This is a genomic window from Pseudomonas oryzicola (assembly GCF_014269185.2).
Classification (GTDB): Bacteria; Pseudomonadota; Gammaproteobacteria; order Pseudomonadales; family Pseudomonadaceae; genus Aquipseudomonas; species Aquipseudomonas oryzicola.
This window is the reverse complement of record NZ_JABWRZ020000002.1, coordinates 453592-469028: the sequence shown is the minus strand read 5'-3', so window position 1 is coordinate 469028 and position 15437 is coordinate 453592. Positions and strand designations below refer to the sequence as shown.

General features: G+C 62.3%; 17 protein-coding genes. 15 read left to right on the top strand and 2 right to left on the bottom strand.

What is annotated here, in order from left to right:
* The first annotated feature begins 47 nt into the window (after positions 1–47).
* The 11 genes from cyoA (at position 48) to HU760_RS20240 (ending at position 9796) form a co-directional block, all read left to right on the top strand.
* Entirely contained in the window at positions 48–992 is a 945-nt protein-coding gene (gene cyoA / locus HU760_RS20290) for a ubiquinol oxidase subunit II (protein WP_015268993.1), read from the top strand.
* Between the two features lie 3 nt (positions 993–995).
* Positions 996–3014, top strand: a complete 2019-nt coding sequence (cyoB, locus tag HU760_RS20285; RefSeq protein WP_063911280.1) for a cytochrome o ubiquinol oxidase subunit I — start codon at positions 996–998, stop codon at positions 3012–3014.
* A 3-nt stretch (positions 3015–3017) separates the two neighbouring features.
* Entirely contained in the window at positions 3018–3641 is a 624-nt protein-coding gene (gene cyoC, locus HU760_RS20280; protein ID WP_063911281.1) for a cytochrome o ubiquinol oxidase subunit III, read from the top strand.
* The gene (gene cyoD, locus HU760_RS20275) at positions 3641–3973 is read left to right on the top strand and encodes a cytochrome o ubiquinol oxidase subunit IV (RefSeq protein WP_186673598.1); all 333 of its coding nucleotides are present in this window, start codon (positions 3641–3643) and stop codon (positions 3971–3973) included. Before cyoC ends, cyoD begins: the two co-directional genes overlap by 1 nt.
* Positions 3974–3984: 11 nt before the next feature.
* Positions 3985–4872 carry a heme o synthase gene (cyoE, locus tag HU760_RS20270; RefSeq protein ID WP_186673596.1) on the top strand — a complete coding sequence of 296 codons (888 nt, stop codon included), beginning with the start codon at positions 3985–3987 and terminating at the stop codon, positions 4870–4872.
* Positions 4873–5115: 243 nt separating this feature from the next.
* Positions 5116–6324 (top strand): alanine transaminase, encoded by a 1209-nt coding sequence (gene alaC, locus HU760_RS20265; RefSeq protein WP_186673594.1) that lies wholly within the window; start codon positions 5116–5118, stop codon positions 6322–6324.
* A gap of 117 nt (positions 6325–6441) precedes the next feature.
* Positions 6442–7569 (top strand): hypothetical protein, encoded by a 1128-nt coding sequence (locus HU760_RS20260; protein ID WP_186673592.1) that lies wholly within the window; start codon positions 6442–6444, stop codon positions 7567–7569.
* A 158-nt stretch (positions 7570–7727) separates the two neighbouring features.
* Positions 7728–8111 carry a YkgJ family cysteine cluster protein gene (locus HU760_RS20255; protein ID WP_170028317.1) on the top strand — a complete coding sequence of 128 codons (384 nt, stop codon included), beginning with the start codon at positions 7728–7730 and terminating at the stop codon, positions 8109–8111.
* Positions 8112–8199: 88 nt separating this feature from the next.
* Positions 8200–8763 carry a GNAT family N-acetyltransferase gene (locus tag HU760_RS20250; RefSeq protein ID WP_012270565.1) on the top strand — a complete coding sequence of 188 codons (564 nt, stop codon included), beginning with the start codon at positions 8200–8202 and terminating at the stop codon, positions 8761–8763.
* An 86-nt stretch (positions 8764–8849) separates the two neighbouring features.
* On the top strand, positions 8850–9389 hold the full coding sequence (locus tag HU760_RS20245; RefSeq protein ID WP_186673590.1) for a hypothetical protein: 540 nt from the start codon (positions 8850–8852) through the stop codon (positions 9387–9389).
* A gap of 20 nt (positions 9390–9409) precedes the next feature.
* Entirely contained in the window at positions 9410–9796 is a 387-nt protein-coding gene (locus HU760_RS20240) for a lysozyme inhibitor LprI family protein (RefSeq protein ID WP_186673588.1), read from the top strand.
* A 110-nt stretch (positions 9797–9906) separates the two neighbouring features.
* Here the strand turns inward: HU760_RS20240 and mnmH are convergent, their stop codons facing one another.
* Positions 9907–11019 carry a tRNA 2-selenouridine(34) synthase MnmH gene (gene mnmH / locus HU760_RS20235; protein WP_186673577.1) on the bottom strand — a complete coding sequence of 371 codons (1113 nt, stop codon included), beginning with the start codon at positions 11017–11019 and terminating at the stop codon, positions 9907–9909.
* On the bottom strand, positions 11019–12053 hold the full coding sequence (selD, locus tag HU760_RS20230; protein WP_186673575.1) for a selenide, water dikinase SelD: 1035 nt from the start codon (positions 12051–12053) through the stop codon (positions 11019–11021). The genes mnmH and selD overlap by 1 nt, the downstream gene beginning before the upstream one ends.
* Positions 12054–12179: 126 nt before the next feature.
* Here selD and HU760_RS20225 point away from each other — a divergent pair, with 126 nt between their 5' ends.
* The 4 genes from HU760_RS20225 to phnE are packed head-to-tail and all read left to right on the top strand — an operon-like array spanning position 12180 to position 15428.
* A complete protein-coding gene (locus HU760_RS20225; RefSeq protein WP_186673573.1) occupies positions 12180–13034 on the top strand; it encodes a putative selenate ABC transporter substrate-binding protein in 855 nt (284 codons plus the stop codon).
* Positions 13035–13048: 14 nt separating this feature from the next.
* Positions 13049–13843, top strand: coding sequence for a phosphonate ABC transporter ATP-binding protein (locus HU760_RS20220; protein WP_186674045.1), 795 nt, complete (start codon positions 13049–13051; stop codon positions 13841–13843).
* Positions 13837–14664 (top strand): PhnE/PtxC family ABC transporter permease, encoded by an 828-nt coding sequence (locus HU760_RS20215; protein WP_186673571.1) that lies wholly within the window; start codon positions 13837–13839, stop codon positions 14662–14664. The genes HU760_RS20220 and HU760_RS20215 overlap by 7 nt, the downstream gene beginning before the upstream one ends.
* Positions 14661–15428 carry a phosphonate ABC transporter, permease protein PhnE gene (phnE, locus tag HU760_RS20210; protein WP_186673569.1) on the top strand — a complete coding sequence of 256 codons (768 nt, stop codon included), beginning with the start codon at positions 14661–14663 and terminating at the stop codon, positions 15426–15428. The genes HU760_RS20215 and phnE overlap by 4 nt, the downstream gene beginning before the upstream one ends.
* Positions 15429–15437 lie beyond the last annotated feature (9 nt).

Here is a 15437-nt window from a genome sequence, read left to right as displayed (position 1 = left end):
ACCAAAACACAAATTGCATTGAAGCAAGCTGATCTAGAGGTCGTGAGATGAGTAAAAAGCGTTACCCCAGACTGTTTGGCATATTGCCCTTTTTAGGCATGCTTTTACTCAGTGGGTGCAACTGGACCCTGCTCGACCCGAAGGGCCAGGTCGGCATTGAGCAAAAGAACCTGATCCTCATCGCTACCGGTCTGATGCTGCTGGTGGTGATTCCGGTCATCATCATGACCGTGGTTTTCGCCTGGAAGTACCGTGCTTCCAACAAGGCCGCCACCTACACCCCTGACTGGTCGCACTCGACCAAGATCGAAGCCGCGGTGTGGATCATCCCGATCCTGATCATCATCGCCCTGGGTTACTTCACCTACCACTCCACCCACAAGCTGGACCCGTATCGTCCGCTGGATTCCGATGTGAAGCCGGTGCAGATCGACGTGGTCGCGCTGGACTGGAAATGGCTGTTCATCTACCCGGAGCAGGGCATTGCCACGGTCAACAAGATCGTCTTCCCGGCTAACACCCCGGTCAACTTCCGCGTCACTTCCGACGCCGTGATGAACTCGTTCTTCATCCCGGGCCTGGGCGGCCAGATCTACGCCATGGCCGGCATGACCACCAAGCTGCACCTGATCGCCAACGAAAACGGCGAGTTCGACGGTATCAGCGCCAACTATAGCGGTGCTGGCTTCACCGGCATGAAATTCAAGGCTACTGCCACCTCCCAGGAAGACTTCGACAAGTGGGTCGCCGAGGTCAAGCAGTCGCCGAAGAAGCTGGACAAGGCCGAATACGACGCCTTGGCCAAACCAAGCGAAAACAACCCGGTCGCGCTGTACAGCGAGGCTTCGCCTGACCAGTTCCAGCTGATCGTCGACAAGTACGAAGGCATGAACCGCGGTCGTCCGAGCCACGAAGAAGCAGGCAGCAAAGATCTGGCCACTACCAAGGGTGTGGAATCGAGTATGCAACCAGCTGCCGGTGCAGAGGAGTAAGAGATGTTCGGTAAACTAAGCCTGGAGGCGATACCCTATCACGAGCCGATAGTCATGGTGACACTTGCCATGATTGCGCTCGGTGGTATCGCTGTCGTCGGTGCTATCACCTACTTCCGCAAGTGGACCTACTTGTGGACCGAGTGGTTGACGACTGTCGACCACAAGAAGATCGGGGTGATGTACATCATCGTCGCGATGGTCATGCTGCTGCGCGGCTTTGCCGACGCCATCATGATGCGTACCCAGCTGGCTGCCGCTACCGGTGGCTCCGAAGGCTACCTGCCGCCAGAACACTATGACCAGATCTTCACCGCTCACGGTGTGATCATGATCATCTTCATGGCGATGCCGTTCTTCACCGGCCTGATGAACCTGGCGGTTCCTCTGCAGATCGGTGCACGTGACGTTGCCTTCCCGTTCCTGAACTCGCTGAGCTTCTACCTGCTGCTGGCAGGCGTGCTGCTGGTCAACATCTCGCTGGGCGTTGGTGAATTCGCCAAGACCGGCTGGGTTGCCTATCCGCCGCTCGCGGGCATTCAGTACAGCCCTGGGGTGGGTGTCGACTACTACATCTGGGCGCTACAGCTATCAGGCCTGGGTACGACGCTTACCGGTGTGAACTTCCTCGTCACCGTGATGAAGATGCGCGCACCTGGCATGAAGCTGATGGACATGCCGATCTTCACCTGGACCTGCACCTGGGCCAACGTGCTGATCGTGGCTTCCTTCCCGATCCTGACCGCTGCACTCGCTCTGCTGACTGTTGACCGTTATCTGGACTTCCACATCTTCACCAACGAGCTTGGTGGGAACCCGATGATGTACGTCAACCTGTTCTGGGCGTGGGGTCACCCTGAGGTCTACATCCTGATCCTGCCGGCCTTCGGTGTGTTCTCGGAAGTCACCTCGACCTTCTCCGGCAAGCGTCTGTTCGGCCACCACTCGATGATCTATGCATCGGGCGCCATCGCCGTGCTGGGCTTCGCTGTATGGCTGCACCACTTCTTCACCATGGGTGCCGGCGCCAGCGTCAACACCTTCTTCGGCCTGGCGACGATGCTGATCTCCATTCCGACCGGTGTGAAGCTGTTCAACTGGCTGTTCACCATCTACCAGGGCCGTCTGCGCTTCACCGCGCCGATCATGTGGACCCTGGGCTTCATGATCACCTTCTCCATCGGTGGCATGACTGGCGTTCTGCTGGCTGTTCCGGGCGCTGACTTCGTCCTGCACAACAGCCTGTTCGTAATTGCTCACTTCCACAACGTGATCATCGGTGGTGCGGTATTCGGCTACATCGCCGGCTTCGCCTACTGGTTCCCGAAAGCCTTTGGTTTCACCCTGAACGAGAAGTGGGGCAAAGCTGCCTTCTGGTTCTGGATCTCGGGCTTCTACGTAGCGTTCATGCCGCTGTACGCCCTGGGCTTCATGGGCATGACCCGTCGTCTGAACCACTCCGACAACCCGCTGTGGGAACCCTACCTGTACGTAGCCGTTGTCGGCGCCGTGCTGATCCTGTTCGGTATCGCCTGCCAGCTGATCCAGCTGTACGTATCGGTTCGCGACCGCAACCAGAACCTGGACGTGACCGGCGACCCATGGGGCGGCCGTACCCTGGAATGGTCGACTTCGTCGCCACCTCCGTTCTACAACTTCGCCCATATGCCCGAGAAGGTTGGCCTGGACGCCTGGCACGAAGCCAAGGAAGCCGGTGTTGCCTACAAGCCAGCGGCCAAGTACGAAGCGATCCACATGCCGAGCAACACCTCCACCGGTTTGTTCATGGGCCTGTTCCTGACCGTCTTCGGCTTCGCCTTCATCTGGCACATCTGGTGGCTGGTTGGCGCGAGCCTGGTTGCAACCATCGCTGTCTTCGTTCGCCACGCTGCGCGTGACGACCAGGGCTACATGGTTCCGGCCGAAGAAGTGGCGCGCATCGAAGGCGAGCGCATGAAAGCGTTGGCCAAAGCAGGTGCTCTGCCTGCCGGCGCACGTGTCGAATCGTTTGAGCGGGTGTAATCAATGTCCAGTCAAGTAATGCACGGTGCTGCTCATGGTCACGACCATGGGCATGACGACCACCACCACGACTCGGGCCAGATGACCGTACTGGGTTTCTGGCTGTACCTGATGACCGACTGCATCCTGTTTGCGTCGCTCTTCGCCACCTACGCGGTGCTGTCCGGCAGTTTTGCCGGCGGCCCGTCGGGTCATGACATCTTCCAGCTCGATTTCGTGGCTGTTGAAACACTGTTCCTGCTGCTGTCCTCGATCACCTTCGGCTTCGCCATGCTGAAGATGTTCGATGGCAAGAAAGCTGGCGTACTGGGCTGGTTGGCTGTGACCTTCCTGTTCGGTGCAGGCTTCATCGCGATGGAAATCTATGAATTCCATCACCTGATCGGCGAAGGCTTCGGCCCGAACCGCAGTGGCTTCCTGTCGGGCTTCTTCGCCCTGGTAGGTACCCACGGTCTGCACGTGACCGCCGGCCTGATCTGGATGGCAGTCATGATGTACCAGATCAACAAGCACGGCATCACGCCGACCGCCAAGACCCGCATGAGCTGCCTGAGCCTGTTCTGGCACTTCCTGGACGTGGTCTGGATCTGCGTATTCACCGTTGTCTACCTGCTGGGAGTTCTGTAATGGCTAACGCATACGACACTCATCACGAAGGTAACCACGGCAGCGTCAAGTCGTACATGATCGGCTTCATTCTGTCGATCATCCTGACTGCGATCCCGTTCGGCCTGGCCATGTCGCCAAGCCTGCCGAAGAACCTGACCGTTCTGATCATTGTTGCCATGGCCGTGATCCAGGTAGTCGTACACCTCGTGTACTTCCTGCACATGGACCGCTCGAAAGAGCAACGCAACAACGTTTCGACGTTCCTGTTCACCACCTTGGTGATCGCCCTGCTCGTCGGCCTGTCGCTGTGGATCATGTTCAGCATCCACTTCGAAATGTTGGCCAAGTGAGGTAAGACTGCATGTCCGTTAAGCACTTTATCCAAATCACCAAACCGGGGATCATTTTCGGTAACGTGCTTTCCGTGGCAGGCGGTTTCTTCCTTGCCGCGAAGGGCCATGTGGATTTCGCCCTGTTCCTGGCGGTGGTAGTGGGTACTTCGCTGGTAGTCGCGTCCGGTTGCGTGTTCAACAACTGCATCGACCGCGACATCGACCAGAAGATGGAGCGCACCAAGAACCGCGTCATGGTCCAGGGCGGCATGCCGCTGCCCCTCGCGCTGATCTACGCCACCCTGCTTGGGGTGGCGGGTTTCAGCCTGCTGTATGTCCAGGCCAACCCGCTGTCGGCGTTCTGCGCGCTGATTGGCTTCATCGTCTACGTCGGTTTCTACAGCCTGTGGCTGAAGCGTAAATCGGTGCACGGTACCCTGGTTGGCAGCCTGTCCGGTGCCATGCCTCCGGTGATCGGCTATTGTGCCGTCAGCAACAGCTTCGACCTGGCTGCGGTCACCCTGCTGGTGATGTTCAGCCTGTGGCAGATGCCGCACAGCTTTGCCATCGCGATCTTCCGCTTCAAGGACTACAGCGCTGCCGACATTCCGGTTCTGCCGGTGGCTCGCGGCATCCTTGCGGCGAAGAAGCAGATCGTGCTGTACGTGCTGGCCTTCGTGCTCGCAACCCTGATGCTTACCCTCGGCGGTTACGCCGGCCTCGGCTACCTGGCCGTGGCAGCTGCCATGGGCCTGTACTGGCTGTACATGGCCTGGGGTGGCTACAAGGCTGAGGATGACAGCAAATGGGCTCGCAAGGTCTTTGGCTTCTCCATCCTCACCGTCACTGCCCTGAGCGTGATGATGGGTGTGGACAGCCAGACCGCTGCGGACGTGCTGATGACCTACGCGCGCTGAAACTGCTGCCTGTAACACGAAAACCCGGCCTTTGTGCCGGGTTTTTTTTTGCCTGTTCCGGCGACAAGACCAGGGCTGAAACATAAATTTCCTGATTTTCAAAAAATATATCTGAAAATAAATAATAAAACGGGAAATTGACCTTTACAGAATTCATGTTTCGGCACTATCTTCTGTTCTTGGCCGCCACATCGGCCAACGTCGCTCGGACGGTTCCGGGCGCTTACGTACTCAGAGGAAGCCATGGCCAATTCAGGTTCGCCGCGCCGCTTTGCGCGCATCGATCGTCTCCCCCCTTACGTCTTCAACATCACTGCCGAGCTCAAGATGGCTGCCCGCCGCCGTGGCGAGGACATCATCGACCTGAGCATGGGCAACCCCGACGGCGCCACCCCGCCGCACATCGTCGAAAAGCTGGTGCAGGTCGCCCAGCGTGAAGACACCCACGGCTACTCCACCTCTCGCGGTATTCCGCGCCTGCGTCGGGCCATCTCCAACTGGTACAAGGAACGCTACGAGGTCGACATCGACCCGGAAAGCGAAGCCATCGTCACCATCGGTTCGAAGGAGGGCCTGGCACACCTGATGCTGGCCACGCTCGACCAGGGCGATACGGTGCTGGTGCCCAACCCCAGCTACCCGATCCATATCTACGGTGCGGTGATCGCCGGTGCCCAGGTGCGCTCGGTGCCGTTGGTGCCGGGGGTAGACTTCTTCAATGAACTTGAGCGGGCCATCCGCGAGTCGATCCCCAAGCCGAAGATGATGATCCTCGGTTTCCCGTCCAACCCCACCGCCCAGTGCGTGGAGCTGGACTTTTTCGAGCGCGTGGTGGCGTTGGCCAAGCAGTACAACGTGCTGGTGGTGCATGACCTGGCCTACGCCGACATCGTCTACGACGGCTGGAAAGCCCCGTCGATCATGCAGGTGCCGGGCGCCAAGGACATCGCCGTGGAATTCTTCACGCTGTCAAAGAGCTACAACATGGCCGGCTGGCGGATCGGCTTCATGGTCGGCAACCCGGAGTTGGTCAGTGCTCTGGCGCGGATCAAGAGCTACCACGACTATGGCACCTTCACCCCACTGCAGGTGGCCGCCATCGCTGCGCTGGAAGGTGACCAGCAGTGTGTGCGCGACATCGCCGAGCAATACCGCCAGCGCCGCAACCTGCTGGTGAAGGGGCTGCACGAGCTGGGCTGGATGGTCGAAAATCCCAAGGCCTCGATGTACGTGTGGGCGAAGATTCCGCCGGAGTATGCACACCTGGGTTCGCTGGAGTTTTCCAAGAAGCTGCTGGCCGAGGCCAAAGTGTGCGTGTCGCCGGGGATCGGCTTTGGTGACTACGGTGATGACCACGTGCGCTTTGCCCTGATCGAGAACCAGGACCGCATACGCCAGGCGATTCGAGGGATCCGGCAGATGTTCCGGGCTGATGGCTTGGCCCGCAGGTAATCCTGTCGGGGGCTGCCAGGCAGCCCCCGGTTTCGCAGCAGGGCGCGCTTTCCGCCTGCATTCCTGCACTATGCCCGCCTATCTTCAGCACTCATCTCTCACCACAGAGATTTCCCCATGAGTGTTTTCACCGCCTACTTCTGCGGTACCGGCTCGCACCGCTTCGACCAAGCCAACCCCAACTTCTGGAACGGTGAGCTGGTCTCTACCCTGGCCAGCAACGATCTGGGCCGCGAGTTTGCCCACTGGATCGCGGTGGACGGCCCCGGCAGTGGCAACCTGCAGGATGACAACCTGTTCGTCGAGCCCGGTGGCTATTTCAACTGGACCGGCCAACTGTTTGGCCATGGCTGGGAAGAGAACGTCAACCATGTGTTGCAGGTGATCAAGGGCGTAAGCAACTGGCAGCGCACCAAGTTGAGCGAGCAAGAATACCAGCATCTGAAAGACGCTGGCGTACCTGTTCCGGACCCTTCCTCCACTGCTTCCTGGTTCTGGCGAACCTACGATTATGGTGACCGCCACTCAACGCCCCAGGAACTGCAGGAGCGCATTATCAGCATTTTCCGCAAGCCGCGCATTCCAACTCAGGTCAATCTGGTCGGTTGGAGCAGGGGAGGGATTAGCTGTCATATGCTGGCCAATGCCATGGCTCAGGATCCGGTGTTGCGCGGCATACCGGTGAACATCTTCGCCATCGATCCGGTGCCTGGCGTCGGCAATGTACAGACCGAGCGCGTGACCTTGGCGGATAACGTCAAAGAATACGTAGGTTTCTATTCGCGGGATGAGCGCTCCAAAGGTTTTGCCTGTGTGATCCCTTCGGTCGCAAGCGGGATACAGTTATGCGTCTATCCCATGCCTGGCCGGCATGCCACGCTCGTCGGCAACGCCTCGGCAGATGGCGCAGGCGCGGGCAAGGTGCTGGCAGAGCCGGGGCTGATCGTTCGTCATTTTGCCGAAGTCTGCCTGACCCGCTGGGGTGTGCAGCTCGACAAGTGCCTGGCCCTGGACGACAGACAGTTGATGAAGTATCACCAGGCCATGGCGGCAGCGGATAGCCAATATCAGGCCATGCGCAGCGTGTCCTACACAGTACTCACCGAGGGTGAGAAGAGCGACCGCCTGGTGCACTGTGGTGAAGCGTACACCTACTTCAGCATGGTGCAGGGCAAGGAATATGACCCGAGCGCAGGGCTTGCTCTGCAGCGCGCGGATGCTACGACTTACAAGGCTATCTGCTAACAGAAACGGGTGGTCGTGCAGGTATTGGCCGCGCTTGGCCGGCTGCCGGATCAGCGGCAAAAATTTTTGCATCGCCCCCCTATCCAGCAGCCCCGGCTTGGATTGAAAATGGCGCCGCGGGCCACGCCCGATAACAACAACCTTCCCTCCGTGCCATCATGTCCGAATACAACCCTTGCCTTGACTGCGGCGCCTGCTGCGGGTACTTCCGTGTGTCCTTCTTCTGGGGCGAATGCCAGTCTTCCGGCGGCCTGGTACCGGATGATCTGGTGGTGCAGATCAACCCCACCCGTGTCGCCATGATCGGTACCGACGCCAAGCCATGCCGCTGCATCAGCCTGCAGGGCGAGATTGGCCAGCAGGTGGCGTGCACCATCTACGCCAACCGTTCCAGCCCCTGCCGCGAGTTCGAGGCGTCGTGGGTGGGTGGGGTACACAACCCCAGCTGTGACGATGCGCGAGCGGCATATGGCCTGCCACCGCTGACCCCGCCAGGGGCCAATGAGCCGCATTGGCCGGATGACGGCGCTGAGGTGGCCTGACCGCCAGCCAGCGTCGGTCCCCCGGATGCCTGAACCGTGCGCTTGACGTTAAACTGTCATTTCCCCAGCCATGGACAGGAGATCCGGCGTGACCCCACCCCGCAGTTTCCCCAGTGACCTCTGCCTTGACAGCCCGCGTCTGCAACTGCGCCCCATGCGTCATGCCGATGCGGCACAGTGGTTGGCAATCATGGCCGACCCCGAGGTCATGCGCTATTGGCACCATGCTCCCTGGCAAGACCTGGCCGAAGCCGAAAGCGCCCTGGCCGCCGATCGTGAGGCCTATGCCAACGGTGACCAGCTCAAACTGGGCATGTACCGGCGCGACAACGGTGAACTGATCGGCATGGTCCAGCTGTTCAACATCGACGATGTCTCGCGCCGTGGCGAGATCGGTTATTGCCTGGCCAGTGCTGTGCAGGGCCGAGGCTACATGGATGAGGCGCTGACCTGCTTCATCGATTACCTCGCCCACACCCTGCACATGCGCCGCCTGGAAGGCGAGATCGACCCACGCAATCAAGGCTCGGCACGTACCCTCGAACGCCAGGGCTTCGTGCTCGAAGGTACCCTGCGCGCGCGCTGGTGTGTGGCTGGCGAGCTGTCCGATTCCGGCATCTATGGCCTGCTACTGGAGCCGCCGGTTGCCTGACCGGCATGGCATCCCATCGAAGGTTTGGAAGCGGGGCCGGGCCTGGGTTATGGTCGCAGCCTGTTCCTTTCTTCCTGGTATGCCCCTTGCCCGTTTTCTACCTGAGCGCCAGCTTGCTGCTGTACCTGCTCGCACTGTTCTTCGATGGTGCGCTGATGAGTGGCGATCGTCACATGCCGGCCTTGCAGATGCTGTTGTACGGGCCTTGGGGCATGCCTTTCGGCATGTATCAGTGGTTCGCCAACCCACTGCTGGCTCTGGCGATCCTGGCCCATCGACGGTTCCGCCGGCTGGCGCTCCTGGTCGGGCTGGTTGCGCTGTACCTGGCTGCCAGCAGTTTCGGAATTGACCGCTTGCCGGACAACCAGAGCTACGCGTTTCATGAGCGTACTGGCTTTGGTGCCGGGTTCTATCTGTGGCTGGCGGCCATGATGGTGTTCTGCCTGGGGCAGGCCTGGCATTGCTGGAAGGCGCGCTGTGCCGCCGATATGCCGGGTTGGAGCTGGCTCGACGTGGTGTTGGTTGCGGCACTGGGCGTGGCGTTTTATGCCGCGACGCAGATGCCGACGTTACGCTTCGAGCCGGGCAGGGTGCTGATGCCGCAAGAGCCGCCGCAGACGCTTTGAAATCCACAGGGAGGGTTTGCATGATCAAGCATTACCTGGCAGGCACGGCATTGGCCTGTTCGCTGCCATTGGCAGCGGCCGATGATTACACGGCGGACTATGGGCAGTGCATGGACAGAGCGTCCAGCACCGTGGCCATGAGTGAATGCATCAGGGCCGAAACGCAGGTGCAGGACCAGCGGCTGAACCGGGTGTACAAACAACTGATGAGCAGGCTCGATGCCGGGCAGCAGAAGAGCCTGCGGGATGTGCAGCGCAAATGGCTGGCTTACCGCGATGGCAATTGCCAGTTCCATGTACAGGCCAGTGGCGGGACCATGGCGGCACTGGAAGGTGGCACCTGCCTGATGGACATGACCCGTGACCGCGCAGCGGAGCTGGAGCGGCTGCTCAGCCCGGGGCAGTGAGAAACCTGTACAGGCCGCCTGGTGGGTGAACCCGCTGCCACGAGCAGGCAGGCTCATGGCCACGCTGTGGGAGCCGGCTTGCCGGCGATGGGGCGCAAAGCGCCCCGTTTCTACCGGCGCGGTCTGCGCAACGCCCGCGCCTTCAGGTACTCGCGCACTTCCACGGCATCCCCGGCAAACTCGATACGCTCTGCCTTGGCTGCACGCTGGTAGGCATACATCGGGTCGTAATACTCACTGAGCAAACCTTCGATGAAGACCCGGTGCAGGTCTACCGAGCCGCTGCGCTGTTGTTCTTCCAGCGCCTGGCGCAGAATTTCCGAGAGCCGCTGATAGCGCTCGCCGCCGAGGCGTTTGTGGATCCTGCCCATGCTCTGCAGAAGCGCCTCGGCAAACATTCGGCGGCCATCTTCTTCACCATGCAGGCTGACGAACTCGGCGCTCAGGTTGATCACGTAGTCGCGCAGGATGCGCTCAACGCGGTTGGCCAGACTGTCTTCCAGCCACACCAGCGGGTAGTGCTGCATGCCCTGGTACAACTCCAGCGGTACGGTGCAGCTACCCACGATTCGGCCTTCATCTTCCAGCACGAACTGCTCGATACCCCGGGCGCGCTTTTTCAACACATCGATGGCCAGCCTGTTCTCGAAGTCGATCTGCGCTGGCTGTGCGGTGGCGCGCTTGCCAAAGCTGGAACCGCGATGGTTGGCGTAGCCCTCCAGGTCCAGCTCGTTGTCCAGCAGATGCAGCACATCGGTCTTGCCGGTGCCGGTCAGGCCGCCCACGAGCACGAAATCACATTGCGCGACCGCCTGTTGGGTCGTCTCCAGCAGGAAGTGGCGCATGGCCTTGTAGCCGCCCTCGACGAGGGGGTAGTCGATGCCCTTCTCATCGCGCAGCGCTTTCTGCACAAGATGCGAGCGCAGGCCACCACGGAAGCAGTACAGGTAACCATCAGGGTGGGCCCGGGCAAAAGCCGCCCAGGCCTCCAGGCGGGCCTCCCGGGTGGCACCACTGACCAGCTGGTGGCCCAGGGCGATGGCGGCGGTCTGGCCCTGCTGCTTGTAGCAGGTGCCGATCTTCTGCCTTTCCTGGTCGTTCATCAGCGGCAGGTTGACGGCGCCGGGGAAGGCGCCTTTGGCGAATTCGACGGGAGCACGCATGTCCATCATCGGCACATCGTCGAGGAACAACTGGCGGAAGTCGGTGCAGTCGGGGCGCATCAGATCACCTCGACCGCGTGGCTCTGTCGCTCGACCAGCTGGCCGATCGCTGCCAATTGCAGGCCCAGCCCGGCGGCTTCGGCAAGGAACTCGGCTTCCCCTTCCGGGGTGACCGCCACCAGCAGGCCGCCGCTGGTCTGCGGGTCGCACAGCAGGTGCTTCTGGTCGTCACTGAGGGCGCCGATCTTGTGCCCGTAGCTGTCGAAGTTGCGCAGGGTGCCGCCGGGGATGCAGCCCTCGGCCAGGTAGTGTTCGACACTCGGCAGCCGTGGGACAGCGGCGTAGTCCAGGTACGCGGTGAGGCCACTGCCTTCGGCCAGTTCCACCAGGTGGCCGAGCAGGCCAAAGCCGGTGACGTCGGTCATCGCCTTGACCCCGTCGAGTTTGCCGAAGCGGCTGCCGGGGGTGTTCAGGGTGCACATCCAGTCGCGGGCCAGGCCCTGGTCCTGTGGGCGCAGCTTGGCCTTTTTCTCGGCGGTGGTGAGGATGCCGATGCCCAGTGGCTTGGTCAGGTACAGGCGGCAGCCTGCGCTGGCGGTGTCGTTGCGCTTGAGGTGACGCTTGCTGACCACGCCGGTGACGGCCAGGCCGAAGATCGGCTCGGGGGCGTCGATGGAGTGGCCGCCGGCCAGCGGGATGCCGGCTTCGGCGCATACCGCACGGCCACCGCGAATCACTTCCCGGGCCACTTCCGGCGGCAGCACGTTGACTGGCCAGCCAAGAATGGCAATGGCCATCAGCGGGTCGCCGCCCATGGCGTAGATGTCACTGATGGCGTTGGTAGCGGCGATGCGGCCGAAGTCGTACGGGTCATCGACGATCGGCATGAAGAAGTCGGTGGTCGAGACCACGCCGCGCTCGTCGTCCAGCGCGTACACCGCAGCGTCGTCGCGCGAGGCGTTGCCGACCCACAGTTTCGGGTCCAGGGCCTGGGTACCGCTTTCAGCGAGGATCACATCCAGCACCTTGGGGGAGATCTTGCAGCCACAGCCGGCACCATGGCTGTACTGGGTCAGGCGAATCGGCTCGCTCATGTGCACCTCAGGAGGTCTATTTGATGCGCGATTGTAGCAAAGCTGGCCTTTGCGCCTGCGCCTCTTATAATTCCCGTCGTCGGCGCATAGGCCGACCCTTCCCCGCTATTGAACCGGAGAACACCCATGCTCAAACGCCCTCTGGCGCTCGCCGCCGGCCTCGTGCTGTCCTGCTGTGCCGTAGTCGCCCAGGCTGCTGAAACCCTGCGGGTCAGCGCCATTCCCGACGAAGCGCCGACCGAACTGCAGCGCAAGTTCAAGCCGTTGGGCGAGTACCTGGCCAGGCAACTGGGCATGGAAGTCAAGTTCGTGCCGGTTGCCGACTACCCGGCAGTGGTCGAGTCGCTGGCCTCCGGGCGCCTGGACCTCGCCTGGCTGGGCGGTTTCACCTTCGTTCAGGTCCGCCTGAAGGACCCGACCGCCACGCCGCTGGTGCAGCGTGAGCAGGATGCGCAGTTCACCTCCAAGTTCATTACCGCCAACCCCGACGTGAAGAGCCTGGCCGACCTCAAGGGCAAGTCGTTTGCCTTCGGTTCCATCTCGTCCACCTCGGGCAGCCTGATGCCGCGTTACTTCATGCTCAAGCAGGACAACATCAAGCCTGAAGACTACTTCAGCCGAGTGGCCTATTCCGGCGCCCACGATGCCACCGTGGCCTGGGTGCAAGCCGGCAAGGTCGACGGCGGCGTGCTCAACGCCAGTGTCTGGCAGAAGCTGGTCGATGCCGGCAAGGTCGATACCGCCAAGGTGAAGGTGTTCGCCACCACCCCGACCTACTTCGACTACAACTGGACCGTGCGCGGCAACATGGACCCGGCGCTGAAGGAAAAGATCAGAAAGGCGTTCCTCGACCTCGACCCGGCCAACCCGGAGCACAAGGCCATTCTCGACCTGCAGGCGGCCAGCCGCTTCATCGAGACCAAGCCTGAGAACTACGTGGGCACCGAGCAGGCTGCGCGCGAGGCCGGCCTGCTCAAGTGACAGACTCCTGCGAAGTGGCCATTCAGCTGCACGGCGCCGGCCTGCGCCATGGCCAGGTGCGTGCGCTTGATGCGGTGAACCTGCGCATCTGCCAGGGCGAACGCGTCGCCATCATCGGGCCGTCGGGGGCGGGCAAGTCCAGCTTGCTGCACCTGATGGCGACCGCCGTTCAGCCCAGTAGCGGGCGCCTGGAGCTGCTCGGCGAGCAGCCTTGGGCGTTGTCCGCCAGAGCCCGCCAGCGCCTGCGTGCGCGGATAGGCCTGGTGCACCAGGCACCACCCTTGCCGCCGCGCCAGCGGGTGGTGACGGCGGTGCTGGCCGGTCGCCTGGGGCAGTGGGGTGTGCTGCGCGGCCTGCTCAACCTGCTATACCCCTGTGATGTCCCGGGGGCGCGTCAAGCCCTGGCCGAGCTGGGCCTGGCCGACAAACTGTTCGTGCAGTGCGGGCAATTGTCCGGCGGCCAGTTGCAGCGCGTGGGCATTGCCCGGGCGTTGTACCAGCAGCCGCAGGTGTTGTTGACCGATGAACCGGTGTCGGCCATGGACCCGGTGCTGGCTGACCACAGCCTGGCCTTGCTCAACCGTCACGCCCAGGCCAATAGCGTGACCCTGGTGGCCAGCCTGCACGCGGTGGAGCTGGCGCTGGCGCACTTTCCGCGGGTGATTGGTATTCGTGAGGGGCAGGTGGTGTTCGACTGCCCGGCGCAAGCGGTGACCGAGCAGTTGCTCGATGCGCTGTACGCCAATGAACAGCTGGCTCCGCCGCCGACTCCGGGGCCGGCGCTGACCGTGCAGATCCCGCGATGCTGAAGGCTGACGCGCGCGACCCGGCCCTATTGCCAAGGTTGCTGCTGGCCCTGCTGGCGGTGGTAGTGCTGTGGCCGGGTGTGCAACTGAGCGAACTGAACCCGGGGGTACTGTTGCAGGCGCAGAACCGCCAGCAGATCGCCGGTTTTGTCAGCGCCTTCTGGCCGCCGGCTCACGGTGCGGACTTCCTTGAACTGCTGTATGAAGCCACCTTGCAGACGCTGGCTGTGGCCACCGCCGGCATGGCGTTGGCTTTGCTGCTGGCGATCCCGGCCGGGCTGCTGGCCAGCCGCGCGCTGTCGTTGCGCGCGGCCTCGCGTGGCGGTCGCGCCGGGCTGTGGTCACGTGTGCTGCGCCTGCCGGTGCGCTGGCTGCTGATATTCCTGCGCAGCGTGCCGGAAATCGTCTGGGCGTTGCTGTTCGTGCGGGCTGTCGGGCTGGGGCCGACGGCCGGTGTGCTGGCTATCGCCATCACCTACAGCGGCATGCTCGGCAAGGTCTACGCCGAAATCTTCGAGTCGGTCGACCAGCGCCCGGCCCACGCACTGCTGCAAGCGGGCAGTGGCAGGCTGGCGGCATTTTTCTACGGCATCCTGCCCAGTGCTGCGTCGGAGGTCGTGTCCTATACCGTGTATCGCTGGGAGTGCGCGGTGCGGGCCTCGGTGGTCATGGGCTTTGTCGGTGCCGGTGGGCTGGGGCAGCAGATCGACCTGTCGATGCGCATGTTCGCGGGTGCGGAAGTGGCGAGCATGCTGCTGACGTTCCTGATGCTGGTGATGCTGGCCGATCTGCTCAGCCGCCTGCTGCGCTGGAGGCTGGCATGAGCCGGGCGATCAACCTGTTGCTGCTCGGGGCCATCATCGCCGCAGTGGTGGCCTCGTTCGCGTACCTCGAGCTGGACTGGCCAGCGCTGTTCGGCAATGGCGGGCTGGGGCAGATGGCGGAATATGCCGGGCGCTTCCTGCACCCGGACCTGTCTGCCGGGCATCTGCGCGCGGTCGCGCATGGCGCGCTGGAAACCTTGGCCATGTCCGGGCTGGGCACTTTGCTGGCCATGGTGTTGGGCCTGGTGCTGGCGCTACCGGCCGCAGGTCGCTTCGGTTGGCCATTGCAGGGTTGCGCGCGGTTGCTGCTCAATGCCCTGCGGGCCATTCCGGAACTGGTGTGGGCCGCGCTGACGGTACTGGCCGCCGGGCTCGGTCCCAATGCCGGCACCCTGGCCCTGGCACTACACACCGCCGGGGTGCTGGGGCGGTTGTTTGCCGAGGCCCTGGAGAATGCGCCGCCGGAGCCGGCGGCGGCCATCCGCCTACAGGGTGGCAGCCAGCTGGCGGCGTTCTGCTTCGGCACTTTGCCTAACCTGTGGCCGCAGTTGCTGGCCTACAGCTTGTACCGCTGGGAGAACAACATCCGTATGGCCAGCGTGCTGGGGTTCGTCGGCGCCGGTGGTTTGGGACAGATGCTGTACACCACCTTGAGCCTGTTCCAGGAGGCGCAGGCCAGCACGGTGATCATGGGTATGCTGGTGCTGGTGTTGCTGGTGGATGCCTTGAGCGATGTATTGCGCCAGCGCTACGTGCGCGCCTGATCGGTAGCT

What these genes read in the sequence shown, in the direction of transcription:
- cyoC (WP_063911281.1), top strand. Translation starts at nt 3,018, where the DNA reads ATGTCCAGTCAAGTAATGCACGGTGCTGCTCATGGTCACGACCATGGG.
- phnE (WP_186673569.1), top strand. Translation starts at nt 14,661, where the DNA reads ATGAGCCGGGCGATCAACCTGTTGCTGCTCGGGGCCATCATCGCCGCA.
- HU760_RS20225 (WP_186673573.1), top strand. Translation starts at nt 12,180, where the DNA reads ATGCTCAAACGCCCTCTGGCGCTCGCCGCCGGCCTCGTGCTGTCCTGC.
- cyoB (WP_063911280.1), top strand. Translation starts at nt 996, where the DNA reads ATGTTCGGTAAACTAAGCCTGGAGGCGATACCCTATCACGAGCCGATA.
- cyoD (WP_186673598.1), top strand. Translation starts at nt 3,641, where the DNA reads ATGGCTAACGCATACGACACTCATCACGAAGGTAACCACGGCAGCGTC.
- cyoA (WP_015268993.1), top strand. Translation starts at nt 48, where the DNA reads ATGAGTAAAAAGCGTTACCCCAGACTGTTTGGCATATTGCCCTTTTTA.
- HU760_RS20240 (WP_186673588.1), top strand. Translation starts at nt 9,410, where the DNA reads ATGATCAAGCATTACCTGGCAGGCACGGCATTGGCCTGTTCGCTGCCA.
- selD (WP_186673575.1), bottom strand. Translation starts at nt 12,053, where the DNA reads ATGAGCGAGCCGATTCGCCTGACCCAGTACAGCCATGGTGCCGGCTGT.
- HU760_RS20255 (WP_170028317.1), top strand. Translation starts at nt 7,728, where the DNA reads ATGTCCGAATACAACCCTTGCCTTGACTGCGGCGCCTGCTGCGGGTAC.
- HU760_RS20215 (WP_186673571.1), top strand. Translation starts at nt 13,837, where the DNA reads ATGCTGAAGGCTGACGCGCGCGACCCGGCCCTATTGCCAAGGTTGCTG.
- cyoE (WP_186673596.1), top strand. Translation starts at nt 3,985, where the DNA reads ATGTCCGTTAAGCACTTTATCCAAATCACCAAACCGGGGATCATTTTC.
- HU760_RS20260 (WP_186673592.1), top strand. Translation starts at nt 6,442, where the DNA reads ATGAGTGTTTTCACCGCCTACTTCTGCGGTACCGGCTCGCACCGCTTC.
- mnmH (WP_186673577.1), bottom strand. Translation starts at nt 11,019, where the DNA reads ATGCGCCCCGACTGCACCGACTTCCGCCAGTTGTTCCTCGACGATGTG.
- alaC (WP_186673594.1), top strand. Translation starts at nt 5,116, where the DNA reads ATGGCCAATTCAGGTTCGCCGCGCCGCTTTGCGCGCATCGATCGTCTC.